Annotated in this window: 26 protein-coding genes; 22 read left to right on the top strand and 4 right to left on the bottom strand. The window is 45.2% G+C overall.

The window, feature by feature from the left end:
- Nucleotides 1-5 precede the first annotated feature (5 nt).
- From BUC01_RS22255 to BUC01_RS22205, 11 genes are all read left to right on the top strand, one after another.
- Entirely contained in the window at nt 6-275 is a 270-nt protein-coding gene (locus BUC01_RS22255) for a PDDEXK family nuclease (RefSeq protein ID WP_025833793.1), read from the top strand.
- A 113-nt stretch (nt 276-388) separates the two neighbouring features.
- Complete coding sequence (locus tag BUC01_RS22250) at nt 389-1,729, top strand: DEAD/DEAH box helicase (protein WP_159106524.1); 1,341 nt, start codon at nt 389-391, stop codon at nt 1,727-1,729.
- Nucleotides 1,726-2,343 carry a hypothetical protein gene (locus BUC01_RS22245; protein WP_025833797.1) on the top strand — a complete coding sequence of 206 codons (618 nt, stop codon included), beginning with the start codon at nt 1,726-1,728 and terminating at the stop codon, nt 2,341-2,343. The genes BUC01_RS22250 and BUC01_RS22245 overlap by 4 nt, the downstream gene beginning before the upstream one ends.
- 18 nt (nt 2,344-2,361) lie before the next feature.
- Complete coding sequence (locus BUC01_RS22240; protein WP_025833799.1) at nt 2,362-2,733, top strand: hypothetical protein; 372 nt, start codon at nt 2,362-2,364, stop codon at nt 2,731-2,733.
- Nucleotides 2,726-3,388, top strand: a complete 663-nt coding sequence (locus BUC01_RS22235) for a hypothetical protein (RefSeq protein WP_073314919.1) — start codon at nt 2,726-2,728, stop codon at nt 3,386-3,388. The genes BUC01_RS22240 and BUC01_RS22235 overlap by 8 nt, the downstream gene beginning before the upstream one ends.
- A 7-nt stretch (nt 3,389-3,395) precedes the next feature.
- A complete protein-coding gene (locus BUC01_RS22230) occupies nt 3,396-3,923 on the top strand; it encodes a terminase small subunit (RefSeq protein ID WP_025833803.1) in 528 nt (175 codons plus the stop codon).
- Complete coding sequence (locus tag BUC01_RS22225; RefSeq protein ID WP_073314917.1) at nt 3,923-5,101, top strand: PBSX family phage terminase large subunit; 1,179 nt, start codon at nt 3,923-3,925, stop codon at nt 5,099-5,101. Before BUC01_RS22230 ends, BUC01_RS22225 begins: the two co-directional genes overlap by 1 nt.
- A gap of 7 nt (nt 5,102-5,108) precedes the next feature.
- Entirely contained in the window at nt 5,109-5,555 is a 447-nt protein-coding gene (locus BUC01_RS22220; protein WP_025833805.1) for a D-Ala-D-Ala carboxypeptidase family metallohydrolase, read from the top strand.
- A complete protein-coding gene (locus BUC01_RS22215) occupies nt 5,552-6,010 on the top strand; it encodes a hypothetical protein (protein WP_139261908.1) in 459 nt (152 codons plus the stop codon). Before BUC01_RS22220 ends, BUC01_RS22215 begins: the two co-directional genes overlap by 4 nt.
- A gap of 96 nt (nt 6,011-6,106) precedes the next feature.
- Nucleotides 6,107-6,283 carry a type II toxin-antitoxin system HicA family toxin gene (locus BUC01_RS22210; RefSeq protein WP_034524578.1) on the top strand — a complete coding sequence of 59 codons (177 nt, stop codon included), beginning with the start codon at nt 6,107-6,109 and terminating at the stop codon, nt 6,281-6,283.
- A gap of 77 nt (nt 6,284-6,360) precedes the next feature.
- Nucleotides 6,361-6,759 carry a type II toxin-antitoxin system HicB family antitoxin gene (locus tag BUC01_RS22205; RefSeq protein WP_025833808.1) on the top strand — a complete coding sequence of 133 codons (399 nt, stop codon included), beginning with the start codon at nt 6,361-6,363 and terminating at the stop codon, nt 6,757-6,759.
- 74 nt (nt 6,760-6,833) lie between these two features.
- Here BUC01_RS22205 and BUC01_RS22200 read toward each other — a convergent pair whose 3' ends face one another.
- Genes BUC01_RS22200 through BUC01_RS22190 form a run of 3 tightly spaced genes read right to left on the bottom strand, consistent with a single transcriptional unit; the run spans nt 6,834 to nt 9,048 of the window.
- Complete coding sequence (locus tag BUC01_RS22200) at nt 6,834-7,346, bottom strand: hypothetical protein (RefSeq protein ID WP_139261907.1); 513 nt, start codon at nt 7,344-7,346, stop codon at nt 6,834-6,836.
- A gap of 2 nt (nt 7,347-7,348) precedes the next feature.
- A complete protein-coding gene (locus BUC01_RS22195; RefSeq protein WP_025833813.1) occupies nt 7,349-7,903 on the bottom strand; it encodes a DUF6712 family protein in 555 nt (184 codons plus the stop codon).
- 11 nt (nt 7,904-7,914) lie between these two features.
- Nucleotides 7,915-9,048: a phage portal family protein gene (locus tag BUC01_RS22190; protein ID WP_243462633.1), complete on the bottom strand. Its 1,134-nt coding sequence runs from the start codon at nt 9,046-9,048 to the stop codon at nt 7,915-7,917.
- Nucleotides 9,049-9,199: 151 nt separating this feature from the next.
- Here BUC01_RS22190 and BUC01_RS22185 point away from each other — a divergent pair, with 151 nt between their 5' ends.
- From BUC01_RS22185 to BUC01_RS22135, 11 genes are all read left to right on the top strand, one after another.
- Nucleotides 9,200-9,928: a hypothetical protein gene (locus tag BUC01_RS22185; protein ID WP_025833817.1), complete on the top strand. Its 729-nt coding sequence runs from the start codon at nt 9,200-9,202 to the stop codon at nt 9,926-9,928.
- Between the two features lie 27 nt (nt 9,929-9,955).
- Complete coding sequence (locus BUC01_RS22180; protein WP_025833819.1) at nt 9,956-10,489, top strand: hypothetical protein; 534 nt, start codon at nt 9,956-9,958, stop codon at nt 10,487-10,489.
- Entirely contained in the window at nt 10,489-10,968 is a 480-nt protein-coding gene (locus tag BUC01_RS22175; RefSeq protein ID WP_025833820.1) for a hypothetical protein, read from the top strand. The genes BUC01_RS22180 and BUC01_RS22175 overlap by 1 nt, the downstream gene beginning before the upstream one ends.
- Before the next feature lie 4 nt (nt 10,969-10,972).
- Nucleotides 10,973-12,919 carry a hypothetical protein gene (locus tag BUC01_RS22170; protein ID WP_073314912.1) on the top strand — a complete coding sequence of 649 codons (1,947 nt, stop codon included), beginning with the start codon at nt 10,973-10,975 and terminating at the stop codon, nt 12,917-12,919.
- Between the two features lie 1,276 nt (nt 12,920-14,195).
- Nucleotides 14,196-16,043, top strand: a complete 1,848-nt coding sequence (locus BUC01_RS25300; protein WP_139261906.1) for a hypothetical protein — start codon at nt 14,196-14,198, stop codon at nt 16,041-16,043.
- A gap of 29 nt (nt 16,044-16,072) precedes the next feature.
- On the top strand, nt 16,073-19,330 hold the full coding sequence (locus tag BUC01_RS22160; RefSeq protein WP_025833826.1) for a hypothetical protein: 3,258 nt from the start codon (nt 16,073-16,075) through the stop codon (nt 19,328-19,330).
- A 30-nt stretch (nt 19,331-19,360) separates the two neighbouring features.
- Nucleotides 19,361-20,518: an XkdF-like putative serine protease domain-containing protein gene (locus BUC01_RS22155; RefSeq protein WP_025833828.1), complete on the top strand. Its 1,158-nt coding sequence runs from the start codon at nt 19,361-19,363 to the stop codon at nt 20,516-20,518.
- Between the two features lie 432 nt (nt 20,519-20,950).
- Nucleotides 20,951-21,835, top strand: a complete 885-nt coding sequence (locus tag BUC01_RS22150) for a hypothetical protein (protein ID WP_243462634.1) — start codon at nt 20,951-20,953, stop codon at nt 21,833-21,835.
- Between the two features lie 253 nt (nt 21,836-22,088).
- On the top strand, nt 22,089-22,472 hold the full coding sequence (locus BUC01_RS22145) for a hypothetical protein (protein WP_243462635.1): 384 nt from the start codon (nt 22,089-22,091) through the stop codon (nt 22,470-22,472).
- 72 nt (nt 22,473-22,544) lie between these two features.
- The gene (locus BUC01_RS22140; RefSeq protein WP_073314910.1) at nt 22,545-23,351 is read left to right on the top strand and encodes a hypothetical protein; all 807 of its coding nucleotides are present in this window, start codon (nt 22,545-22,547) and stop codon (nt 23,349-23,351) included.
- Nucleotides 23,352-23,363: 12 nt separating this feature from the next.
- Nucleotides 23,364-25,523: a DUF5040 domain-containing protein gene (locus tag BUC01_RS22135; protein WP_025833834.1), complete on the top strand. Its 2,160-nt coding sequence runs from the start codon at nt 23,364-23,366 to the stop codon at nt 25,521-25,523.
- A 335-nt stretch (nt 25,524-25,858) separates the two neighbouring features.
- Here the strand turns inward: BUC01_RS22135 and BUC01_RS22130 are convergent.
- A partial coding sequence (locus BUC01_RS22130; protein WP_073314908.1) for an ISAon1 family transposase occupies nt 25,859-26,421 on the bottom strand: 563 nt, incomplete at its 5' end.

Raw genomic sequence — 26,421 nt, 5'->3', positions numbered from 1 at the left:
ATTTAATGGAAAAGAAGGTAGAAAAATATTTAGTAGTTCGGGTCGAAAGTTTAGGCGGCCTTTGCGTGAAGTTCCCGCCCCTGTTTTTTGCGGGTTTCCCCGATCGTATCGTACTGTTACCTGGTGCCCGTATCGTTTTCGTCGAACTGAAAGACGAGGGCAAGAAGCCGACACCTTTACAGGTAAGAGTACATAAGAGATTAAAGGCGCTGGGCTTCCGCGTGGAAGTCCTAGACAGTAAGGAAAGTATAGACGAATTTATATTAACGTTATGATACCCAAAACACTATACAACAAGCGTAAGGGCGAGTATTACGAAACAGACCCACACCAGATCGAAGCGTACGAACACCTGGTAGGTAATCCGCGCGCGGCCCTGTTTCTGGGTATGAGCCTAAGTAAAACGGTCGTTTCTCTTTCGTATCTGTACGACATGACATACGAAGAAGCGGCCATACTTAAAACGCTGGTTATAGCCCCCGACAAAGTAGCCCGTATTACATGGCCCGACGAGTTAGAGACGTGGGGACACTTGGAAGGGGTTAATTATAGCGTCGTGGCCGGAACGGCAAAACAACGGAAGAAGGCGTTAGAGGCCGAAGCCGAAATATACATTGTGGGCGTGGATAACCTTACCTGGCTTATAGGTCAGTATATTACGAAGAAAAGCGGCAAGTACGTAGGTAAACTACCCTATGACTGTATTGTTCTGGACGAGTTAAGCCTTTTCAAGTCCAGGGATAGCCAGCGTTTCAAAGCGTTGAGACGTGCGATCAAGACAGTAGACTACCGCATAGGAATGACCGGGACGCCCAGCCCTAACGGCTACGTTGACCTTTGGGCTGAGATCGTGTTACTGGACGATGGCGATCGTCTAGGCGATACCTTCGGTAAATTCGTAGACAAATATTTCACTACCCGCGGCAATGGAATGATAGTCTACGAATACATTCCCCGCCCAGGCGCCCCGAAAGTCATAGCGCATAAGCTACGCGATATCGCGTTAACAATGCAAACGCGCGATTACCTGGTACTACCCGAACTACATACCGACGATATCGAATTGGACTTAGACCCGTTCGACCGTGAAATATACGATACTTTGGAAGAAGAATACGTATTAGACTTTCTGGACGGTAACGAAGTTACAGTAAAGACCGCCGCCGATCTGACGAATAAGCTACTACAGATAAGTAGCGGAGCTATCTATGAAGAACAAAAGTACGACGATAAGGGTAAAAAGTTACCGCGGGTATGGCACGAAGTAAATACCGTAAAGATCGACGCCCTACGCGATCTACTGGAAACCTACCCGAAGGAAAGTTTTATAGTAGTATATCAGTTTAAGCACGAAGTAGACCGAATACGCGCCGCCTTCCCGTTTGCTAGGGAACTACGAAAAGGGAAAAAAACCGTAGAAGACTTTAGGGACTGGAACGCTGGCCGTATTCGGCTTTTACTCATACACCCCGCGGGGGCGGGCCACGGCCTTAACCTACAGTTTGGGGGCCGTCGTATGGTATGGTTTACTACTACCTGGAATCTGGAACATTACCAGCAAACAGTAGCGCGGTTATTACGCCGCGGCCAGTCAAAAGAAATTTATATACATAGACTGATTATAAAGGGTACGCGCGATTTACGCGTACGCCGCCGCCTGGCTTCTAAGGATAGTAACCAGACGTTTTTACTAAATGAAATTAAAGATTTAAGAAACAAATATTTATGAACAAAGGAAAGAAGTATATAAAGTTACGCGGCGACGAAGTACCGACGCCAGCTAACGAAAAGCGCGCCCGCGAATTTATGGACTGGTACGCCGCGAATATGGATAAACTAAAGTATTACGCCCAGGGCGCGGGTTATCCGATCGACGGCGATCTATTTAGTGACACGATGTTAAGAGTATACGACGCTATCGCGCTTAAAGGCGTACAGGTAAACGATTATACGGGATATTTTCTACAGTCGTATCGCGGCGTATTCATTAATAACGAAAAGAAAAAAGCCAGCGGCCCGTATTTAACTGTCCCCCTTTTGCTGGAAAAACCCGCCGAACTGGATACGCCCGCGCCCGACTTCGACAGCCGCGAATACGAAGAAGCGGTAGAAACGATTAACGCCGAAGTTCTGGAATACGTACGCGGCACCTACGACGAAGTAAGTATATCACTTTTCGAAATGTACGTAGGACTGGCGCCCGACATATCCTATAAAAAGTTATCGACGATGTTAGGCATACCCTTCGTTAAGGTGTGGTCGTCTATCGGAAACGTAAAAAAAAGCGTAGTTCGTGAGTTCGGAAATAGAAAAGACTTTTTGCTATCAGTAGTCGATTTTTGAAATAATTGTCTTTAGTATATGGAAACATTAATTTTTCTAGTCGGCGTTACCGCGATAGTCGTGCTTAACGCGTTGCTGGCCTTTACGTTAGGCTGGCTATTTACCGAAGTCCTACGGCTTCCGCTGAACTTTAAACCCTTTACGTGTAGACCGTGCCTTACGTTCTGGTTTACCGTCGTACTGGGTATCGTCCTGGCGTTAATCCTTACGCCTTATTTCCCTGGCGTCGAAACGTTGGTAACCGTAGATAGCGAAGGCGTGGAACTGGGCCGCGAAATACATTACGGGCCTGTACGTATCGTCGTAACCTTCGGCCTTATCGGTGTGGGTATTCTGGTAGGTTTTATACACTTTTTATACATAAAATTAAAATTCCGAATTTATGACTAAAGCAAAAACAAAAGGGTCAGACTACAGTAAGGTAACGCCCGCCCTGGTTAAACAGGTTAAAGACGTGATCGCCGACGGCGATAAGCACCGCTATAGCGTATCGGCGGTTTATGGCGCGTATAACGCAGCCTTCGAAAAAAGGGACACGCCCCAGACGTGTAGTAGCTGTTTGCGTAACCGCGTACGCGAACTACGTAAATGGCTGGAAGGATACGAAAAGTACGCGAAGGAAAGCGCCCCGAAGAAGGAAGAAAAAGCGCCGAAGGGAGGGAAAGGCAAGGCCGACGATAATAAAGGCCAGGAAGACCCGAATAAGGGGAAAAACGGCGACGCTGGTAACGGCGATAATCCCGAACCGCAATACGACGACCCCGCCGCGCCTGGCTTCGTGGCCCCCGCAGAAGGCGTAACCCGTACCCCTATGGCCGAAGGGCTACCGTTCGACTTTACGCCCAGTCAGGAAGACCCGAATAAGGGAACCGTAACCCTGGCCGACGGTACGGCCGTAAAACCTGGCACCTACAAAACCGCGCGCGGGCTGGATATTGCCGTACAGGTCGGCGGTAGGGCCACAATTAAAGAAGGGCCGAAAGAAGGCGAAGTAATTAACACGGGCGACGCTGGTAACGGCGATAACCCAGACGATCTACTGTAACTAATTTATGACACGCTTAACAGGTAATCAATTCTGGAAGCTACGCACTAAGCACGGCCGCGATAAGCTATTTAGCGACGCGGCCACGCTGTTAGAAGAAGCGTACTTATACTTCGACTGGTGCGACCGCCACCCGATCTATACGGTCGAGTTGGTGAAGTACAAGGGTAATTACGAAGAAGCGGACGTACCCCATGAAAGGCCTTATACGATGGCCGATTTAACCTGTTACCTGGGCGTGTCAGGTAGTTATTTTAGATCGGCAAAGAGTAACCTTCGGGAAAAGATCGAGAAGGGGAAAGCCGTAACGACTGAGGTGGAATTATTAGACGCTATGGAAATGATCGAGCAGGTTATACAGTCGCAACAAATATCGGGGGCTATGGTAGGGCTGTTTAATCCTGCCATAGTTGCCCGTTTAAACGGACTGGCCGACAAACGCGATATTACAACTAACGGTGCGCCCGTCGTGCATGTGAGCGTAAGAGATCAGAAAACCGAAGATGATCTAAGCGAGTTAGATGATTTGTTATAATGGAAACAACTAATGTATTTAGCAGGAACTTACGCGCTTTAAAAGTGCCGGGCGTCCGTAATCTCGTAAACAAAGGCGGTACCCGTTCTTCTAAAACGTGGTCTATCCTGCAAATACTGTATATCATAGCTACCAAGTCGAAACGACCGCGTACTATATCGGTCGTGTCTGAAACTATGCCGCATCTTAAACGGGGGTGTATCCGCGATTTTAAGGATATGCTAAAAGCGGATGATCTATGGAATGAGGATAATTGGAATGCTACGGACTTTATATATCGGGTAGGCAATAGCATCATAGAGTTTTTTAGTGCGGATACGCCCGGTAAAGTGACAGGTCCGGCACGTGATATACTGTTTATAAATGAGTGCATAAATATCCCTTATCCAGTGTATCGCGAACTTACCGGCCGTACACGCGAGTGGGTTTGGTTGGATTATAACCCCCTATACGAGTTCTGGGTAGATAGTAAAGTTTTGACACGGGAAGATACTATACTGATACATAGTACTTACAAGGATAACGATATGTTGGCCCCCGCTCAAATATTCGAGATAGAGTACCAGGGTAGTATAGACGAAAACTATTACCGTGTAATGATCTTGGGCGAGACGGGTGTTTACGAAGGAACCATTATACAGAACTGGGATATAGTCGCGGACCTTCCGCCCCGTAATACCTGGAAGAAACATTGGATAGGTGTAGATTTCGGTTGGTCGGCTCCTACTGCAATAATGCACGTTATACAGGGAGAAGGCGGCGAAATCTGGATAGATGAACTAGCTTACGGGCCTAACATGGATAACCCAGATATAGCAGCGGTAATACACGCGGCGGGCTTCGCTGACATAGAAAGTATATGTGATAAGGCAGAGCCTAAGAGTATCAAGGAACTTAAGGTGATGGGGGTAAATGCGGTGCCATCCGATAACAAAGACATAGATTTGGGCATACGCGTTATGAACCGATACAAGAAGCATTATACCGCTAGGTCGCTTAACAGTATAGACGAGAATCGGAAATATCGGTATGAGCAAGACGCCGACGGTAACTATACCGGAAAGCCCATAGACAAGTTTAACCATGCAAAAGACGCGGAACGCTACGTATTCTTAAATCGACTTAGTAATATTTCATCTGGCTTTGACGTAACAGTAGGTACGGCGGGCCGCAAATAAAAATGATATGGAACGAATAAGCAAAAACTTTACTTACGAAGAATTTGAACGGAGTGCAACGGCTACAGCGAATAATATAAATAATCGTATGCCTGCATCTGTTAAGCCCGCAGTACGGGCGTTAGCTGTGAACCTTTTACAGCCACTTTGTGACGCGGAAGGGTGGAACGATTTAATCAGCAGCGGTTATCGGTGTGATGCACTTAATAAATTGGTCGGTGGCGTCGATACGTCGCAACACCGGAAAGGAGAGGCGGCCGATAATAAATTCTATGAGACGGTTAACGGTAAAAAGGTCATGGTACAGCCTATCCGAGTCGCGCGAGCTGTGATAGACTTGGGGCTGGTGTTCGATCAAATGATACTATACCCTACGTTTGTACATCTCTCCTATAGCGGGACTAACCGTATGCAAGTTTTGTACAATAAACGCTATAAAGGGCCACGATTATGAAAAAACTATTTTTAGCCCTTCTAATGATGTTTATTCTGTTGGGGTGTAAAACGGTCTACATCCCTGTAGAAAAGAAAGTGACGGTCAAAGAAACGGTACGAGATACGATTGTAGACGTACAGATAGAACGGGAATACGTGAAACAAGCTATACCCGATACCACTAGTACGGTAGAAACGAAGTATGCTAAGTCTACGGCTATCTGGCACGGTGATAGTGAAACCCTGGAGCATATCATAGAGAACAAACCGGATAGCATATCTATACGCGTTCAGTTCGTGGACAGAGAAGTAGAGGTAGAAAAGCCCGCGCCTTATCCTGTAGAAGTGGAAGTACCCGTAGATCGGCCTATACGTATGCCGTTAAGGTGGTACGAACATATTTTACAGTATTTAGGTATGGCCGCCCTGGGCGGCGGCGTGTTGTGGGTCGTTGCCCGTTTTAAAAGTAGGTAGTTAAAAAGCATAAATAGTATATAAATATATACCGTTTTATTTGGATGGTATATAAATATATACTACCTTTGTAGGGTAAACAAAGCGATATTTGACATGAAGTACAACGAGTTTCACAGACTGATAAAACGGCGAGGCTGGGAATCAGTCAGACAAACGGGAAGCCACGTTATTTACGAGAAAGACGGAATACGTTATCCCGTTCCTAATCACGGTTCAAAGGAAATACCCGAACCGCTTAGGTTGAAAATTGCAAAGGAAATGGGGCTTTAAGCCCCTACCTTTCATTTCGTTTTTTCTTCGCGTCGGTATCGCTTGTTTATTTTTACTAATAATTTTATACTACTAAAATGGATGCTTTAAAAGTTATTGTTTCAGGTGGCAAAGACCATTACGGGGCTTGGGCTAAAGACGTTAAAGGTATTTACGGGGTCGGAAATACGTTAGACGAAGTAAAGGACAACGTAAAAGACGCCATAGCTTTATATTTGGAGTATAACGAAAGCGCCCCCGATGTATTAAAGGGTAACCCCGAAATAGAATTAATCTTTGATATTACGGGATTGGTTAAGTATTACAGCCAATTTATAACGCTTCCCGCTATGGAAAATTTAACGGGGGTAAATCAAAAACAACTCTGGCAGTATGCAAATGGGTACAAAAGTCCGCGGAAAGAAACAGCGGATAAAATAGAAAAAGGGCTAAAACACTTCGCCCAAAAATTAGAGTGTGAAGAAATAGCGGTATAAGTCGGGCAAATGTCGCTTTGATTACAATCCTAGATTTTTGTTCGGCGGCCTCCCGTGTTATACGGGGGGCTTTTTTATTCTTCGGGTAGTATATCATCTATCGGCTTACCCAGTTTAGCGGCTATTTCCCCTTTTAGTTGCCTTCGCATAATGCGGAAAAACGGCGCGTCGGGCCAGATTATAAGAATAGAAGCCGACATAGACCAAAATTCACACGCCGCCGCCCAGCCCGCCGCGACCTTAATACCGATAAAGCCCGTATCGTGGGCCAGCTTTTCGATCATAAAAACGATAACCAGCGAAGCACCATACGACAATATCTTAAAAGTCGTGACGCGGCCCAGTTTAGATAAAGCGAAACCGCGTTTTTTATAAATGGATACGATCGTACCGAAAAGGGCGTCTAACATTATTGCGGTTAAGACCACGTAGAAGCAATATTTTTCAGTCGCGAAGAAAGTGCCGACGCTACCAAGTACGGCCAAAAGCCAGCCGTATAAACTACTACCCACTTTTTTAAGCAGGTCTAAAATGTGGCTAAATAGAAACATCTTTTTTAATCCTGTATTTATGCTATTCAGTAACATAGTTACCGCCTTTTTGGTATGAATATACCCGCGTCGAACGGGCTAACTACTGAACCTTCGCCGCCGTCCCATTCTGGCCCGCAACCGCAACCCCGCCCAGGCTTCCAAAGGGGGTAAAGCATCTTACAACTACAAAGGTATTCTATCAGATCGCGGCCCAGTTCTTCGGCGTCGTCCTTAATCCAGCGTCTTAACTGGGCTATATCGCCTACGGTTACCGCGTCGCTGTTTTCACTGTTACGTAAGGTTATACCCTTGTTTACGATACTGGCCCAGTGAAACGGTAAGCCCTGGTAAACGGCGTAGAATGATAAGGCGGGGGCGATCTTTAATATTAAAGCCTGGTTAGCTGGCGTTAGTTCTTCGCCCGTTGCGTCTTCCTGGCTGGCCGCCTTTACCTGGTCTTTCAGTTCGTCGGTTAACGGCTTACCTAAAATACGTTCTATGTACATTTTCTGGGCGATATTGATATAAGGCACGAACTTAGTTATTATCGTGTCTTCTTTTATCGGCCCGTTTTCCTTAAACAGTTCTTCGTTTATTAATACTACTTCCATATTCTTAGGGTTTAAGCGGCGTTACGGAATAATAGGCGTTTTAATAGTCGGATTACGGCGTTATCTTTTTTCGATAGGGTCGCCGCACCTTCTTCTACTACCACGTCTTCGGTCGTTGTTTCCGTTTCGCGTATTTTAGGCAGTACGTCCAGGTCTTCTATAAACAGTTCGCCCGTACCGTTAATTTTAGTAAAGACGTTTAGTTTATCCAGTATCTTACGGCGTAGTTTTTCGATTACGGTATAGTTATAGAGTACGTACGCGTCGATAATTTCGGCCGCGTTCCCGCTTAGATTACCCGACCCAGATACGCCCGCTAGTGTAGGACTACTTAAACGGTGGGCACTTATAATTTTCTGGAATACGATACCTTCGACGTTATTATATATATCAGCGTTAGCGCTGGCGTTAAAAGGTGTGATACCTGGTTTAACGGCGTCGCTCTCACCCCAAAGTATTACGATAGACGAAGCACCCTTAGCACCCGCGAAGGCGTCTTCCATTTGCTTTTGAAAAGCGGCCTTTTTTTCTTCCGACGGGTTACTAGGCATATTAATAACCACCGACGGGGTAAAGCCGTTATCTATACTGTTATTGTAGAACTGGCCTAATGTACCGTCGGCCTTAATGTATTCGATTGCTGGATAATAACCAGGTACACAGTAGAAGTTAAGGCCAGGCGTATAGTCCCAATGGTAAAAAAGGTAGGCTACGCCCTTCTTAGCTTTGCTTACACTTCCAGGCCATACGGGAAGTTCTAACGGCTTGTTTTTCCCGCTGGTCTTCGTCCAGTCTTTCGATATACGGAAGGTTACGGGTTTACCCGTTTCGGTAATTTCGCCTATACGTACCTGGCTAAAATCCTGGTGGAAAAGCGAAACTGTTGTACTACCCTTATTAACTATTACTTGCCAGTAGAAACCGCCGAAGGTCTTATAATCCTTAGCTACTTTTTCTATAAGATCGTCCCAGCTTTCGTTAGCGTTCGGTACGCCTACGTATTTTTTGGCGTTGGGCTGACTATCGCGCACCCCTTTACCGCAAATATACGTTACCGTACTTTCTATAATAGAAGCGTTTACGGGGCTTTTGCTATTGTAGTTAATAATGTCCTGGGGGAAAAGGTTTTTAGTCCCGAAGGCCACCCAGCCCGCACGGTTTAACGATAACTTCGGATAAGCGGGGCTATCGTCGGCCGCGCTTAGATTTATTACGGCGTACGTTTGTACTTCTTTCTTTTCTTCCATTATAATACTTTTCAATAAAGACAAAAAGGCGGCGAATTGTCTTTAAGGTATGGTAGCAATAGAATATAACAAGGTTAAAATATCGGTACCCGAAAGCTGGGACGATATAACGTTAGGCTTCTACGAAACGTTTTACACGGTGAAGCCCGAAACAGCCCGCGAACGCGTGGCCCTGGTGGCCCATATCTGTAAAACCGACGCCAATCTACTTTTAGGTTGGCCCGCTGAAATATTTAACAGGATTGTAGGGTACATAGGCTTTTTGTTTGAGGATAACCCGGCACCGCCCAGCCCTGTAGTAGAAGTAGAAGGCGTTAAATACGTAGTACCGATCGAAGACGAATTAAGTTTAGGCGCCTGGGTAGACGCCGACGACGCCCAGAAGAAGGAAGAAAACGTACTATCTAACATACTGGCTATCGTTTGCCGCCCTGTAGGCGAAGAATACAACTACAAGAACAATGAAGCCCGCGCGGCCATGTTCGCCGCCCTTCCTGTGAGTAAGGTTTTAGGGGTGCTGGCTTTTTTTTTACACTACAAAACCGTGTTAGATCAACGTACAGCGGCTTATACGAAGCTGGCGGCCCTGGTCGGCCAGTTGCCCCAGAATATAAAACCTTTGCTAAGTCGTGGGGGTGGTATAAAATTATCGCTGATCTGGCCGACACTCAAATATTACGTTTTGATAATATTACTTCGCTACCAGTTACGGAAGTTTTTACCTTCCTACAGTACCGTAAAGACAAAGACCAGGCAGAAAACGCCCAGCGTAAGTTAGATCGTTTCATAGCTAAACATTCTAAAAATGCAGATAGTTAATTTTTTCTATGAGTTGGCCCGCCAGCATAAGCAAATAAAAGGATTTATCTACGGGAAAAGCTACGAAAAGGGCGCCGCAAATGAAGCGCACCCGCTTTTGTGGCTGGATGACCCTATATATGGCCAGTCAGTTAACCAGACGCTACAGTATACCGTTAATGTCGATATTTTGGGTGTCCCCGAAAACGACGAAGACGTATTAGACGTACAGACGGCCGCTTTTAACGTGGGCATGGCGATCGCCGAAAAGATAAAACACACCCGCGCCCAGACAGGCTATAGTATAGACGGTTTTAGTTTTGTGTCATTGCGGGACTATTACGATAATAACGCGGCGGGCTTCCGTTTTACGTACACAATGGTACAGGCGAATCCTGTAAACCGTTGCGGCAACGACTTCGACCCGTCTAAACAGTTCCCGAAAGTAGACGCCTTACCCGACTTTAAGGTAGAAAACCCCGACGGGTGCGCGATCTTTAGCGATAAGACGGGATTACCTAACTTTAAAATTACGATCTAATGAGTAAAGAAGGCGTACAGTTAGCTATAAATAAGATCGCCGACGACCTTTTAGCCCTGGCCGCCGCCGTCCTGGAAGACGACCGTATAGGTACTAACGAAAAAGTAGGAAAAAATACCCTTCGCGATAGTGCCTTAAACGGCGATCTGGAAGCGTCGATAAGCATGGTAACGGGCGAAGACCCCATAATAAAAGCCCTGTTTAATCATTACGTAGTTTATCTGGAATGGACTAGACCCCCGAAGTACAAAAAGAAGCCGCCTATAAGCGTCCTTAAAGACTGGGCCGCCAAAAACGGGATACCTACCGACGCGGGTACTTTGTGGGCCATATCGTACGCTATATGGCGCGACGGACACAAAGGGCGGCCTATATTCGCTACTATGGATAAGGAACTAGACGGCCTATTTTTAGATGACTGGGCCAATAAACTGTATAATGCGATAGTAGATAACTTAGATAATTTCTTTAACGACTAGATATATGGGATATATAAGCAAAGATATAGCCGTAATTACCGAACCCGATATAGTAACGCTTTCGGCCGTACCGAACTTTATACAGTTCGAAAGTAAGGCGGCGTCTAAAACATATTTAGAAGTTAACATACAGGTAAATATAACGCGTTCGCCCGCGGCTACCGTACCTTCTAAAACATTATTACGTATTACAGATTCTTCGGGTATCGTACATACATATCACGGTACGACCGTCGCCGAAGATGTTAGCGGGTCTACTTTTTACGTTGCGGCCTTAACGTCAGATACGGCCGAAAATTTACGTCAGGTCTTGTTAGCCGACAAATGGTTTAACGCTAATTTCAGCGTAGTAATACCTTTCACGTGGGATACGGGAAACCCGCGTAACGGGTCGATATTGACTATAAAAAGCAAAGGCGCGGGAACTGATTTTAATATAACGATCGAAGCGCCTAATAATACGGACGACGTAGCCTATACGTTAACCTGGATAAACCCTACTTCTGAAAATAACGACAGTATAAGCGGCGAAGCCTCAACGACCGAAATAGATTTAGACATTTACACTGACCCAGAAGTATTTTTAGGTCAGGACGATAGACCCATAACCCCGCAAAAAATAGGAACTTATGTTACTACTTTACAAAAAACATACGCGGGGGTGCCTGTGTGGTTTGAGCTAAACGCCCTTTTTGCGCAATATGGCGGGTATAATAGGCCGCCTGGTACTTCGGGCTGGTTTGATACAGGAACGTTACGTACGTACCGCTTTACGGCCAAAGTGAAGGCGATAAATTCGTTTTACTTCTACCAGTCGAACGCGCTTTACGTTTTACACGGCTACGGGCCAGCGTCTGAAAGTCTGGATTTAGATCAGTTTATTTATAATGATAGATTTTTTTCGGGTATTACGAATATCGACCCCGATCACTTATGGAATTTACCTACTACGGGCGCGCCTTATTATACGTATAGTCCAGACTACGATACCGTATGGGTACAAATATTTGAACCGTCGGGAACGATAACCGTAACAGGTGTAGTCGTATTACGTTATAACTACTTTAATGGTGTCTACCCTTCCAGCGAAAATTATTTAGGTAGTACTGGAACTACTATACCGTCTAAAGCTAAATTGGCGTTGTTGACTTTACGAAAAGCTGATAACCCAGACGGTTACGATAGCATGGAAATAACCCAAAGCGGTACGGGTATTACGTCTAACGAGAAAGTAATAAGATTACTTACCAATAAGCCACGTACACCGTATATACGCGGGCAAAAAGAATATCTAAACTTTATCTTTTCAGACCCGCAAAGGGGCGAATCTGACCCGACGGAATTTACGTTACGCGTAGCTTATCGGGCGTATACTACCAGCGACAATTACTTAGGTACGGTCTACGGCCAGGAAAAAGCCCGCGCCGATTTCGCGATAGTGAATACGTGTCAGCTGGATATAGATACCGTGTTAGATCAGTATCCTACAGCTGGTATTATTCGGGTTACTCTGGCCCGCGGTACGGCCTTAGTGTCGAACGATCAGGAATATACGATACGCCCCGAATGTTTACACACCCTTCGGCAATTTTCATTTATAAACCGATTGGGCGGCTGGGACGCCTTTAACTTTGACGCTGGGATAAAGGACGAAATAAAACCCAGCGTAGAAACGTATAATAAAACCCTTACGCCTTCTTACCAGAAAGGAGATAGCGTAGAAACGGTATATAGTACGGCGCTGGCTAATACGTTAACCATTGAAGGCGCGCCCGTTTCCGACGAAGTAGCCAACTGGTTAAAAGAATTAGCAGCGGCGCGCGTTATCCTGGACGACGAAGGTAATTACGTAATAATAGAAGACTTCACCCTGTCAAAGACAGACGCGGCCTTTAATATGCAACGGCCTACAATTAAGTACAGACTAAGCGAAAATTACACAAATGATTAATATAGAATTATATATAAACGGGGCATTATGTGATACGGGCGCCGCCTTCGGTGTTCGTCTTAATCGACAATTATTAAACCCTGGCGAATTGAATACCAAAGACGCCCAGTACAGCTATAGTATAACGCTACCGCCTACGGCTAATAATCACGCTATTTTTAATTACGCGAATATAGAGGAAACGAAAGATAAGTTTAACCGAGAATATAAAGCCGAACTAATTATAAACAGCGTTAGAGTTTTTGTCGGTAATTTTAGGTTATCGGAAGTATCCAGAACCCAGTATAAAGGTAACTTATACATACCCGCCCAGAAAAGTATAAAAGACATATTCGGGGAAATAAAGTTAAACCAGAACCCCGAATACCGAATAGTATTTAAAGACTTCGCCGAATACGTAAGCTACTATAATAGCCGGGCGCGGTCTGGCCCTCAAATGGCTATCTTTCCTTACACGCTATACGGGTTACTTCCTAAAGTACCGCTGAACTTAAACGGTAACGCCTACAGCCCCCGCGATATATGGGACGATAGCGTACGCCTGAGTATGCAGGATTTAGCACCAAGTATAAACCCGTTGTTAATGCTAAAACATATCTTTAATAGCCAAGGGTATAGCTTAGTTGGTACGGCTTTCGACGATGAGAGATTAACCCGCCTTTATATGAGTTATAAAAACGAAACGGACTATGTGCAACCCTGGAACTACGGTCAACAGGCGTATATGAGTTTACGCGGTTACTGGTCTAATGTAAGAGGTAATTATAACATATTTGAAAGAAACGGCTTTCGGGTAGATTACGACGGCCTTACTTATTACAATAGCGATCTATTAGACGCGACAAATACCACCATTAGCATAGATGATATTTTTGACCCAGGCGCAAACATCCTATATAAACAAGTAACTGACGGGAATAACCGCGTTTGGACACAGTGCCAAATACGTATACCTTCTTCTGGTTTTTATAAAGTTCGATTAAAAGCCGATCTAAGTATAGATAGTCGGGAAAACTGGCGAAGCGGTTACGACGGTATGCAGTTTGTAGGCGGGGACGCCAGCGATGATCCCGCCGCTAATAGTTTTCGTAAAAAAAGATATGAAGTAAAAATTTTACGCGATCACGTTACGGGCGACTTCGGTGTATCTAACGGTCGAATAAACCGCGTTTACTATCACGACAATTTAGGGCAAAATGACACATGGGACGAAGACAATACCCCTAAATACTTTCCGAACCCAGGATACACCGCTAGCGGGAAAGAACGCGAAGTAATGTTAGTAGACCCCGCCGAAAACCCTAATTACGTAGTGGGTCTGGCCTGGGGGCGAAGAACGGGAATTAATAACCAAAACCCGCTGATAACAAATAACGAACGTGGCGACTGGGGTACGGTATTAGCCGCTAAAACAGGTTTATCCTGGGACATTAAAGCGAACCCGACAACACCCGCCAAAATAGGTATACCGTCGTCGGGGTATATGAAATGGGGAAAGTTAGGCCAGTTCGACGATGAGGACGAAGACCCTAACAAAAATATAGATTATTCGGGCGGCGACTGGGTTAATAATATGAAACTGGACGATAACGGGAATGTTATAGAAGGAGAAGAAGGGGTAACGTCGATAATACTAAAACGGTTTAGGCTTAGCGCTAACAGCCAGTTTCAATTAACAGTACCCGCCGACGCTGGATATGTAGGTAAGATATTTCTTCACAGTACCGAATTAGACAGCGCCCCCGCCGTTGTTTATCAGTTCGACGAAAACGGTATAGCTACTTTTAATTCCTTAAATTGGTCTGACTGGAATCCGCGAAGTACTTACCTTACTTTATACCTGGCTTATGACGACGGACAGGTAGAAGGGGTAAACTTTGACGTATCCACTTCGTTAGTAATAGACCGAATTTATGACCCAGAAGATATTATAGACTGGGAACAAACGGATAAATTTAAAATAGACATAAACAACGCCCCAGAAAGCTACGCCCGCCGTGGCTGGTATAAGGGCGCCTATGTAGATAATAACTGGAAGGCTGACGGCGAAGTAAACGCGATCGTATGGTTACAGGCTGGCGAATTACTTACCGTCGTTTCTTCTTCCGACGAAGGACGATATAAACGCAATAATTCCAGCGGTAAATACGGCTGGACTAAGCACGAAATAGACTTCGAAATAGATATAGTTCCTTTTAGGATAGACGAAGACTGGTTGACGGTTAATTCGGCGGGTAACGGTACGGCCGTAATGGACTGGAACGACCCCGTAAACTTTGACGTAGATAGTATTAACCTGGTGGGCTTTCTTCCAGCCGACGTAAAAACAGACGATTTTATAGATAATTTCTGTAAAGCCTTTAATTTACGTTTGTCCCAAATAGACGCCGAAACTTTTAGCCTGGACGTAAAGCAATCTAAAACCGCCGTAAGCAATTTATTTATTAACTTGGATAATCTTGCTTCTGTACGCGACCGATCTAACCAGCCGTTAGGTTTGCCGTCGTTGTATAAACTGGGCTTTACGGTAGACGTGGAAGAAGAAGGCTACGTAGTTAGTGGCGACGACGGGGGCGGCGAGTTCGAAACAGGCGTAACCGAAGAAAAGGTAGTAGAACAAAAAAGTAACTTTTCTTATAACTGGTTTAAGCAGATCACTAAACGACAAAGTAACGGCGATATAATACTACAGCTTCCCGTTATTTCAAAGCATGAAGTTTGGACGGCCGAACTATCATACCCCGATGCTATGGCAAAACGCTATACTAACCAGGCCGCCCGTTTTTGGTATTATGACGGCCTGTTAAATGACCTGGGCGCGTCCTTTACCTTTAACAGCCGTGATCTGTCTATAGCCAAAGTATCGAACGAAATACAGGGCCTTAGTATCCTCAACTATAAAAACCAAAAGCTAACGATATTAGATAACTATTTTACGCTTTTAATTAATGGTAGTTCACACTATACAGAAGTGGAAGGGTATCTAACCCCCGATCAGTACGAAGCCCTTAACGGGTCTATTATGGCTATGTTTAACGGCGATCTGTATTACGTGGCCGAACTATCGGGCTATGACCCTTCAAACAGAAATAAAACCAAAATTAAGCTAATAAGAAAGATATAGATACTATCGCCGTTTTTTGTCTTTAGGGTATGGCAACTACAGGAAAGAAAGAATATACCCTAAAGATTAACGGTATAGATCAGAACATAAAGGACGTTACGAAACTGGAAGAAGCCGTAACGTCCTTAGACACGGCGTTAGGTAAGGTAAACACTACTTACGTTAATTTTACGCGCACTACCCGCGAACGTTCGAAAGCCTTAACCGAAGAAGAAAAGGCCGAACAAAAACTTATCAATACCATAGATAAGGTCGTACAGGCCCGTAGCGATGCTAATAAAGCCCAGATAGAAGCTAACATAGCCGCGCGCGAAGCCCAGCGCGAAGTTACCCGCGAAATACAGATACGCCAGCAAGCCGAAGGCAGTATTAAACAAATGGGCATGCAGTTAACCGACCTTCGGAACCGTTACGAAGGTCTTAGCCGCGCGGAACGCGAAGACCTGACCGTAGGCGGGGAACTTTTACAACAAATACAAGCCCTGGACGCCGAATATAAAGCGCTACGAGAAAGTACGGGCAACTTCCGCGATAGTGTCGGTAACTATGAAAAGGCCTTATCTGGACTGGGAAAAGTAAGCGAAGGGATAGACGGGGTAACTAAAAGCAGTATGGGTTTAGCCCAGGGGCTTTTAGGTGCTAACGCCCTTATGGGTATGTTTGGCGAACAAACCGAAGAAGATACCAAACGGGCGCAACAACTTCAAAAAATTATAGCCCTTCTTTCAATCGCCCAGCAAGTTAATACAAATGTTCTTAAAGAAGGTATCGTACAGAATAAGTTAGCTGTAGTAACGGATACCATACGTACCACCCAGATAAAAGCCAAAACAGCCGCCGAAGCCGCCAGTACAAAAGGGACTATAGCGGCTACGGTCGCGCAAAAAATATTTAACGCGGTCGCTTCGGCTAATCCGTACGTACTTTTAGCCCTAGCCCTGGTAGCCGTTGGCGCGGCGTTGTTCGCCTTCGCTTCAAATACTGATAACGCCGCCGAAAAGCAGAAGAAATTAAACGATCTGCAAAGTAACTATCTGGATACTTTAGAAGACGAAGCGAATAGGACTAAAAACGTATCTAACGAACGGGTAGCCGCTTTGGAACGCCAGTTAAAAATACTGGAAGCCCAGGGCGCGAAACAGGAAGAAATACGTAAGATAGAAGACCAAATAGCCGCCGAACGCCGTATTAATAACGCCCGTTTACGCGGTTTCTACGCCCAGGAGATACACGACCTGGACGAAAATAAATCTAAAGTTGACGAACTACGGGAAACCTTACGGAAACTTGAAAAGGATAAGGCCGAAGGTAAAGGCAAAGTAAAAATAGAGATCAACGGTAAAACTTCTAAAGTTAAGGTCGACGAAGCTATAGACGCCATACAGGGACAAATAGATAATTTAGGTCGTACCGTTCAGATTGCTACGGAACTTACTACCGAAAACACCGACTTACAAGCCGAAGAACTTATACGCAAAGCCAAACGAGAAAAAGAAGATAAAGACCGCGCGAAAACAGCCGCCGAAACGGCTAAGAAGCGCGCCGATACCGAACTATCCATAGTACGCGCCGCCGAAGACACCCGTATTAAACTTATACAGAACAGTAACGAGCAATCCCGTAAAGTCCTGACCTTAACTTATGATCGCCAGATAGAAGACCTACGTAAACGCTTGGCTACCGAAAAGGATTTAACCGCGAAAGCCAGGACAGCGTTAAACGAAACGATTACCAGCCTGGAAAAACAAAAGGGCTTAGACCTGGAAAAGTTAGAAAAGGAACAGGCTAACCGCGCTTTAGCGCTACAGCAAGAATTAGAAGATAGCCGTATAGCCCTTATCGTCGGCAACTACGACCGCCAGACCGCCGAAGTTAACTTACAGTACGATCGGCAAATAGAAGCCTATAAAAAGCGCCTGAACGAAGATAAGACGTTAACGGAAGAACAACAAAAGCAAATTACCGAACTGATACTAAACGCCCAAAAGGCGCGCGGTACCACTTTAGCTCGTCTTACCAGTGAACAACTTAACCAGCAAGCCGACCAGCAATTAACCGCCGTCGAAGGCGCCTTAAAGAAGGTAGAAAATAAGATAGGCGAAGTAGTTGTACGTAATAAAACAGGGCTGGAACTTATCGACGTGAAGGCTACCCGTAAAAATCTGGCAGATACTAACGCCGCTTTGGATGAATATATAAAAGGGCTTGAAAAGTATTTAACGGAATACCAGGCAGCCAGCGACGCTACCTTAGCGACTTTACAGGAAGGAACGGCCGAATATGAAGCCGAACTACAAAAGCGCGCCAGTGTCGAAGAAGATATAGCGGAAAGAATTAAAAATGCCCAGAAAGACCAGGCCGACAATACAAAAAAGTCGGCGGGGGTACAAATGGAAGCCTTACGCGACTTATTCGAAAAAATAGCCGAATACGCCGACGCCGCAGTTATGGCCCTTTCTTCTGTTTTTGATACGTGGAACATGGGCCTACAGGTACAGTTAGACGACCTTAACGAACAACTGGACGTAATAAACGAACGGTACGAAGAAGCCCAAAAACAGCGCGAAGAAGCCGTTAATAACGTAGAAAATATAGAAGCCCAGTTACAGGCGGCTACAGGTGGAACGGCCGAAGCGTTAAAGTCCCAGTTACAAGACGCCATGCACGCCCGTGAAGAAGCGGCCCGCGAAGAACAAAGGTTAGCGAAGGAAAAGGAGAAACGCGAAGCCGAAATAGCAAAGAAAGAAAAGCAAATGCGTCGTAACGACCTTACGGCAAATATCGCCCAGGCGATCGCTAATACGGCGGCGGGGGTGGCTAAGGCTTTATCGCTTATTTTCCCGCTTAACCTGGTAGTAGCTGGTATCGTTGGGGCTATGGGTGCCGTACAAGTCGGTATTATGACTAAACAGCTTACTAAACTGGCTAAGGGCGGCGAAATTAAAGGCCCTAGCCATGCTAACGGCGGTGTACCTATCCTGGTTAACGGCGAATATACGCACGAAGCCCAGGGCGGTGAATTTATGGTAAATGATAAAAGCTACGGCGCTAACAAAGCGTTGGTAAACTTCATAAATGACACCCCGCGGGCTATTACGGCCGCCGATCTGGTGGGTGTTCTTCCTGGTAACACTACGCCCGTTATCGTTTCCGACGTCACCCAGTCCAGCGAAGACCGAATTATAGAAGCGATCGACGGTATAGATATGAACCCGACCGTAGCGGTTACCGATATTCTGGACGCTTCCGACGAAGTGGTAACCGTACGCGACCTGGCAGGATTCTAAGACGAAATATTTTAAAATTGTCTTTATGGTATGGAACCAAAGATACCAGTATACGAATGTAAAATAATGGGTACCGATAATACGGGGATATTCGCCATATCCTTTGTAGACGTACCCGCTAATGAGTGCAATTTTGTAGCTCTCAACAAACAGTGCCCCGTAAAACTTGCTTTAGACAAACAAAAGCAGATTTTAACGGGTGTAGTCCTGGTACCCGATCAGCTTATATATAGATATGACGACGCGTTAGGCGAATACTATATAAAGTTTACAGCCCAGGATATAGAAAAAATAGCGCTTAAAATGATGAAAACAGGGCTAGCGCTAAGTACAACTACCCACCAACACGAAAAGCCGTTAAAAGGCAATTATCTAACGGAAATATGGATAGTATCTAATTCTAAACAGGATAAGGCCGCGGCTTTAGGTCTGGGCGAACTTCCCGTAGGTACCCTTATGGCTTCTTACAAAATAGAAGACCCCGCGTACTGGCGTACGGAAGTTCTAACGGGTAACGTTAAGGGCTTTTCGCTAGAAGGTATATTTAATTTTAATAGTGTAAAAATGAAAAAGGATGTAAAGACAGCGGCCCAAATGGCCGCAAAGAAGCCGAAGTTAACGGCTTTCGGGCTAGCCCTGCAAAAAATGGGTATACCCGTAGTTATGGAAGGCGAAACCGAAGCGGCGACCGAAGACCTGGTAGACGAAGCGGCCAAAGACGAAGTAGACGCGGGCGACCCCTTCTTAATTTTCGAACTTGCGGACGGTAACGAAGTCTGGGTAGACGCTGACGGCTTCGCTACGTTGGACGGCGAACAAATGGCGGCGGGTGAACACGCCTTAGCCGACGGTAATTTTATCGTGATCGACGATACGGGTATGCTGGTAGTTACCCAGCCCGAAGCCGATAGTGTAGAACCCGAAGCAGCGGCCGCTGAACTGGCGAAAAAGGCTAAACTAGCAAAGGCCAGGGCTAAGCAGTATCTAGCGAAAGCGGGAACGAAAGAAGCCAAAATAGCCGCCCTGGAAAAGCAGATCGCCGAACTTAAAAAACAACCTTCTACCGATAAGGCAGAAGCGCGTGTAGACGGTGGGTGTACAGGTGGTAAAAAGCCCGAAGAAATGACGTATACCGAAAAAATGGCGGCCGTTATCCGTAGCAGGAACGAAAGAAAGAAAAAGAAGTAATAACCGATAAAAACGTATATCAAAATGGCAAATATGTATAATATTAACGGCCTAAGCTATACCGCCCAGGAAAACCCCGAATGGTTTACGCGGGCGATGTTTGGCGGCCGTTTGGTACAGGGCGGGTATATCCGCGTACTGACAGGCATTAAAGGCGACGAACTGTTAAGCATGATCGACCTGGAAAACAAAATTTTACAGATCGACGGTAAAGACTGCGCCTGGACGCCGAACCAGATTATTAAACTGTCTGAAAAGACGGCGAAGGTCAAGACCTATAAAATTAACCTGGAACAGTGTATAGACGAACTGGAAAACAAACGGACGCTTTACCAGCTTTCGCCAGGTGCTAAAAACGAAAGCCTACCGCCCGAACTGGAAGAAGCGACGCTATACCTTATCGCGATCGGTCTAAGCAACGAGATCGAAGAAATGATAGTAGGCGGCGACGAAAGCGTAGACCCGAACCAGTTTAACGGTATGGAAAAAACGCTTTTGGATTCTACCCAGGCGGCTAAGCTAGTGGGTACAGCTCTTACTAAAGCAAACATCTTACAAACGATCGAAAGCCTGTACGGCGCGGTATCGGAAGACGTATTACAAAGCGAAGACGCGGGGACGCTCTATATATTCGGGTCGTATGGCGCCCGTCGTATTCTACGCGCCGCCCTGGCCGACAAAAATAATCAGGTATTAGCTGAAGCCTGGACGGTAGACGACACCGACAAACGTAACCCGCGTATGTACTATTTGGGCGTAGAGTTCGTACCCGTAAAAGGTATCGGCAAAAATACGCTTATCTGTATCGACGGTACTAACGCCTTCCTGTTAACCGACCTTCTTAGTGATCTGGACGAAATCGAAATGGGCCAGTTCCCGAAACCAAACGATAATAAGATATGGATTAAAGGGCGTCTACGCCTGGGCTTCGTAATACCGTTCGAAGACGAAGCGGTAATATGGTCTGATAAGATTACTACCGCCCAGGAAGCGGGGCCACGTAACGACGATCTGGCCGTAGTTCCTAATTCGTTGGTATTCCGCGCCGCTGGCGAAAGCAAAGCGTTTAATATCATTACGAAGGAAGGCGTAACGCCAGAGATCGGCGGCACCGCTACGGGCTTTACCGTAACGAAAGGCGAAACTACAGCCGTTAACGGCGTAAACATTACCCCTGTTACTATAGTAGCGGCCGACAATACAGGAAACCGCGACCCGAAAGTAGGCGAAGTGGATGTTAAGTTACCCGACAGCGACCGCGGGGCGACCGTAACGCTTAACCAGCGTAACGAAGACGTAGACACGGTAACGCAGTAAGTGATTAATTCGGGGCGGTATCAAACGCCGCCCTTTTTCTTTAACGACTAAAAAATAATGAAATATGCCAGGTTGTAAATTAACAAAGAGTTTAGATAATAAGGCGTGCGAATACGCGATAGCGGGCGCGCGGGCTTTATATCTGGCTAATTACTACGGGGCCGTAGAAGGCGAAGCGGCCGTAGTTAATGCGATAGCCTACCAGTTTGGGGCTGACGGCTACGTAGATAAGATCACTTTACCGACTGGCGAAGTGTTCTACAGAATTGACGGTGCCGATAATACCATATCGTTTACCGACGCACTGTTAGCGGGTGGTAACGGTGGTAAGTACAGACAGCACACCGTAAACGCGGTATTAAACCAGTACGATATAGACGTACTTAACGAAGGCGACGCCCTTAGTTTAGGCCGTTTTATCGCCGTGGTTATTGATAACGCGGGCCGTCCTATCCTTCTGGGCCGCACGGGTGGACTTAGCGCCCCCGCAGGCGGTTTCGATTATAACAGCGGGGCGGCCGAAGCTGACGCGACGGGCTGGACGCTGATACTACAGGGTACGTCTATGGAAATAGGGCGGATACTCAAAGACGAAAGCGTAATAACGCCGATCTATGCGGAAACTATCGAACCGTAACTTTTCCATATTGCTATTATCAACCAGGGGCGGTATTACTTAGATAATATCGCCCTAATTTGTCTTTAGTGTATGGGAAAATGTAGAATAAATAGTTTAGTCCCTAATTGTGGCTATAATACGGAAGGTATAGAAGCTATTAGGCTTTTAGACTTCGACGACTTCGGCGGGTTTAAATTCGACTTCGACGGCTTATATGATAGCTGTTATGTTTCCGAAGTGTTACAGCGGGGCGATAGCTCATACGTAGATATAGCCGCCCCCGATAGCGCTAAATATTCTTCTACACTTAATAACGGAACGTACACCCACACCGTAGAAACGTTCATAGGCGACCTTTCGGCGTCGTTGGCTTCATCCCTTCACCTGGCTACGAAAAGGCGCTATATAGTGCTATTTCGCACCAAAGCGGGGCGTTATTTTGTATTCGGGTATGAAGCGGGGGCGACGGTAACGTACGTTAACCAGACGGCCGAAGCTGTAGGGTCGTTGGTAACCATATCGGCTAATTCTATTTATCCGTTGTTTGAGAAAGTGCCAGTTACACCAGGTCGATATATTACCGTTGTCCCCACTCGTATTATACTGGAAGCGCCCGACACCGTGGAAAGGTTTGTACTTACAAGTTCTTCACCCTGGCAGTTAATAAGTGGGCCTACCCGATATATAACGCTGGATACAACACAAGGCGGCGCGGGGTCTTTCCAGATCACCGTTACAGGCGGTCGTATCGGCCAGGGATATTTTACATTTAGAAACGAAACGGGTCAAACAGCCACGATATACATAGCAAATATAAGCGGTCGGCCCTGGATACTGGAAGACGGAACGTGGAATATGTTAGGCTTTTGGTATGATAACGGAATATGGAATTTTTAAAACATAAAGGATATGTCGGATTTACTACGAATAACGGAAGATATAACAGGCCAGGAAGCGGCTAATATTATCTATGATAATGATAATACGGTTAATACTAAATTTTTAACCGATAGATCATTTAGCGGATTTACAAATATAGATTACGGCCACCTGGTTAACTTTTCTAATACCGGGTCCTATGATTCGTACAAAGAGGATAATAATTACGATACTGCATGGGTACAGATTTTTAAGCCGTCAGGTACTCTTACTATCGCAGGGGCAAACACTACGCGTGTTAGCTTTTTCAATGCGTTGCAACCTTCTAACGACGCGTATATAAGTAATTCTACGTCTACAGCCCCCGCCATACCTTCTAATGCTAGGCTGGCATTATTGACTTTGCGAAAGGCTGATAACCCGGACGGGTATCTAAATCTTAAAGTAACCCAGGACGGAAGCGGTGTTACAAGGTCGGAACTATCTACAGAGGTGCAAACCCTATCGGAAGCTGATAGGCATTTTCTTGCCGATAGATCGTTTTCAAATGTACCGACAATCGACCCCGATCACTTATGGAACATACCAACTACGGGCGACCCCTATTATACAGGTAATGTTAATTTTGATACGGTATGGGTACAGATTTTTAAGCCGTCGGGTAATTTAGTCGTAGAAGGTGTAACCGTATTAAGATACCAGTATTTTAGTGATTTATACCCTTCTGTTAATGCCTATTTAGGTAGTGGCACGCCTAAGATACCTTCTAATGCTAGGCTGGCATTATTGACTTTGCGAAAGGCTGATAACCCGGACGGGTATCTAAATCTTAAAGTAACCCAGGACGGAAGCGGTGTTACAAGGTCGGATATTACCCCCGAAAAAACGCCGCAATTTCTTCAAAAAGTGATCGGTAAAAACCTTATTAACCCCGACGACCTGTTATACGGCTGGACGTATTCCAGTAGTACCGGGCTAATACAATCCGATAACGGTATATTAGGAAATAAAATGTATCTAAGCCCAGGCGTATACACTTGCCAGGGAATACAACCCTATTCAGGCAACCAGAATATAGAACGCATATTACTTTTTAATGATAAAGACGAACTAATAGACGCCCCTTCTATATCTTTGGTGGACGGAAAAGGAAATTATACCGTTACGTGCGGGTCTGCATTTTACAACGTAGTATACGCCCGTTTAGTATTGCAGTATAATACCGCCGTACTTTTTAATAAGAACGTAGCACAGTTTGAGAAAGGAAGCGAAGCAACCGCGTTTGAAGCCTGTAAAACTAAACTTGTAAATAATCCCGCGTATGATCGTGAACCGCGAATGTGTTTTCTTACGGGCGCGTCTTCTTCTGTACCAGGTAACGGCTGGTTTGAAAACGCCTGTAGAAATTTGGGGTATAAAGGCCGGAACGTCGCCGTATCTGGTGAAAACGTAATGCAACACGCCGATAAGGCGTGGAAAGGAACGTTATACACCCCGGACGAATTAGAAAATATAGATATATTCATAACTAATCATATACACAATTATAATGTAGCTTACACTAATCCCACTTCTACAATGCTACACAACACCGTAGAAGAATACGAACAGGTCGTATACGATATAAACGGTAATAGGTTAGACGTAGCGCCTAACCCAAACGACCCCAATCAATATATACTACCAACACAGGGGGCAGCTTCACAGGGATATTACCCCCAAAGGGATGATATTAACGAGAGATACGCGGCCGGGTATGATTACCTTCTTAAAAAGTATATAAAGGACTGTTACGAACTACGTAATAACCCAAACAGTAAATATTACGGGAGTGTCCAGGGAAAACCCGTTATTATAATAATCTGTACGCAATGGCACGACGGTTATGTAGTTCTTAATAATGCTATAAAAGAAGTTGCGGCCAGATTCGGCGCGGTCGTTTGTGATTTTGCCGCGAATGTTGGCTTTTCCTATAAGCAAACCGACCCGACCGACCCTAATTCTATACGCCAGTCGGCTTTAGTTTGTACTAACCGTCTATATGGAAGCGGTAACGACTTCCAGGATATAAATATAGAAGGAACGGTATATACTAATATGGGTTGGCATCCTACGCGCGACGTTAATTCATACTTCGCAATTAAACGCGGTAATATTTTATCCGATGTAATACGTAAGATAACATTTTAATCTTATCTTTGTGAAACAAAAGAGCCGCAAAAGCGGCTTTTTTGCTTTTGTTTACTTACTGTTGACGTTGGAAGCTAACACGCTTTATATATTTAACTGATTATCAATTTATTGCAACCTAAAAAACGTAAGTTTCATAATCATGAGGTCCCCGGTTCAATCCCGGGTCCCGCTACTAAGCCGAAAGGCTTGTAAATTAGGCAATTAGGAGGCTTCCACTCTTGGTTGTCTTTTTTGTTTATAAGGGCATTTGCACAGATTTTGCACGAATTTCGATGTAAAACGGGTCAGTCCGAAAACCGGGTCAGCCCGAAAACCCTGTGGATATGTTAAATCTACACTGTTAATTTGCATAATCTAAAAATAAAGAATGGTATATCTCCAACTCCCCTAAACTGTGCTCTGAACGCTTTAATTTTTGCATTGAATGATTCTGCAAATGCATTTGTTTCCCTGTTAACAAAATAGTTTAGTATTGTTTCATAATAGTTCTGCATGGTATTTGTTACGGTTCTGAAACATCCGTATCCAAGCTTTTCTATTTTATTGTACCACAAGGCAAGCTTTCCACGTGCCACATCCTTGTCATAGTGCTTATTATACACATTGGTCAATTCTATAGCTAAGTCGTAAACTGATTTCAATTCCGGATAATGTTCGAATATGATTTCCGCACGTATTCTTTGGGATTCAGTCCATTTACTATAATGCTTGACAAGTACATGTTTAGCCCTTGCCAGTAGCTGTTTACGGGTATCACCATTGATATATCGAAACGGAACATACTCTATATTTTGCTCTCTGCACCGCTGAATTTCATCGTTCTCTAAATCCCGTGCCATCCAGCGATAAGTAATCCTGAGTTCATCAATTGCCTCATAAAAGAGTTTCTGTACAT

It is taken from the genome of Bacteroides stercorirosoris (genome assembly GCF_900142015.1).
GTDB lineage: Bacteria > Bacteroidota > Bacteroidia > Bacteroidales > Bacteroidaceae > Bacteroides > Bacteroides stercorirosoris.
This window is presented reverse-complemented; position numbering and strand designations above follow the sequence as displayed.

Bases quoted from the DNA above. Each gene is read 5' to 3' on its own strand.
- BUC01_RS22245 (WP_025833797.1), top strand. From the start codon at position 1,726: ATGAACAAAGGAAAGAAGTATATAAAGTTACGCGGCGACGAAGTACCG.
- BUC01_RS22215 (WP_139261908.1), top strand. From the start codon at position 5,552: ATGAAAAAACTATTTTTAGCCCTTCTAATGATGTTTATTCTGTTGGGG.
- BUC01_RS22220 (WP_025833805.1), top strand. From the start codon at position 5,109: ATGGAACGAATAAGCAAAAACTTTACTTACGAAGAATTTGAACGGAGT.
- BUC01_RS22140 (WP_073314910.1), top strand. From the start codon at position 22,545: ATGGGAAAATGTAGAATAAATAGTTTAGTCCCTAATTGTGGCTATAAT.
- BUC01_RS22250 (WP_159106524.1), top strand. From the start codon at position 389: ATGAGCCTAAGTAAAACGGTCGTTTCTCTTTCGTATCTGTACGACATG.
- BUC01_RS22210 (WP_034524578.1), top strand. From the start codon at position 6,107: ATGAAGTACAACGAGTTTCACAGACTGATAAAACGGCGAGGCTGGGAA.
- BUC01_RS22240 (WP_025833799.1), top strand. From the start codon at position 2,362: ATGGAAACATTAATTTTTCTAGTCGGCGTTACCGCGATAGTCGTGCTT.
- BUC01_RS22180 (WP_025833819.1), top strand. From the start codon at position 9,956: ATGCAGATAGTTAATTTTTTCTATGAGTTGGCCCGCCAGCATAAGCAA.
- BUC01_RS22255 (WP_025833793.1), top strand. From the start codon at position 6: ATGGAAAAGAAGGTAGAAAAATATTTAGTAGTTCGGGTCGAAAGTTTA.
- BUC01_RS22230 (WP_025833803.1), top strand. From the start codon at position 3,396: ATGACACGCTTAACAGGTAATCAATTCTGGAAGCTACGCACTAAGCAC.
- BUC01_RS22185 (WP_025833817.1), top strand. From the start codon at position 9,200: ATGGTAGCAATAGAATATAACAAGGTTAAAATATCGGTACCCGAAAGC.
- BUC01_RS22200 (WP_139261907.1), bottom strand. From the start codon at position 7,346: ATGTTACTGAATAGCATAAATACAGGATTAAAAAAGATGTTTCTATTT.
- BUC01_RS22235 (WP_073314919.1), top strand. From the start codon at position 2,726: ATGACTAAAGCAAAAACAAAAGGGTCAGACTACAGTAAGGTAACGCCC.
- BUC01_RS22150 (WP_243462634.1), top strand. From the start codon at position 20,951: ATGATAGTAGGCGGCGACGAAAGCGTAGACCCGAACCAGTTTAACGGT.
- BUC01_RS22160 (WP_025833826.1), top strand. From the start codon at position 16,073: ATGGCAACTACAGGAAAGAAAGAATATACCCTAAAGATTAACGGTATA.
- BUC01_RS22225 (WP_073314917.1), top strand. From the start codon at position 3,923: ATGGAAACAACTAATGTATTTAGCAGGAACTTACGCGCTTTAAAAGTG.
- BUC01_RS22155 (WP_025833828.1), top strand. From the start codon at position 19,361: ATGGAACCAAAGATACCAGTATACGAATGTAAAATAATGGGTACCGAT.
- BUC01_RS22170 (WP_073314912.1), top strand. From the start codon at position 10,973: ATGGGATATATAAGCAAAGATATAGCCGTAATTACCGAACCCGATATA.
- BUC01_RS22135 (WP_025833834.1), top strand. From the start codon at position 23,364: ATGTCGGATTTACTACGAATAACGGAAGATATAACAGGCCAGGAAGCG.
- BUC01_RS22195 (WP_025833813.1), bottom strand. From the start codon at position 7,903: ATGGAAGTAGTATTAATAAACGAAGAACTGTTTAAGGAAAACGGGCCG.
- BUC01_RS22175 (WP_025833820.1), top strand. From the start codon at position 10,489: ATGAGTAAAGAAGGCGTACAGTTAGCTATAAATAAGATCGCCGACGAC.
- BUC01_RS25300 (WP_139261906.1), top strand. From the start codon at position 14,196: ATGTTAGTAGACCCCGCCGAAAACCCTAATTACGTAGTGGGTCTGGCC.
- BUC01_RS22205 (WP_025833808.1), top strand. From the start codon at position 6,361: ATGGATGCTTTAAAAGTTATTGTTTCAGGTGGCAAAGACCATTACGGG.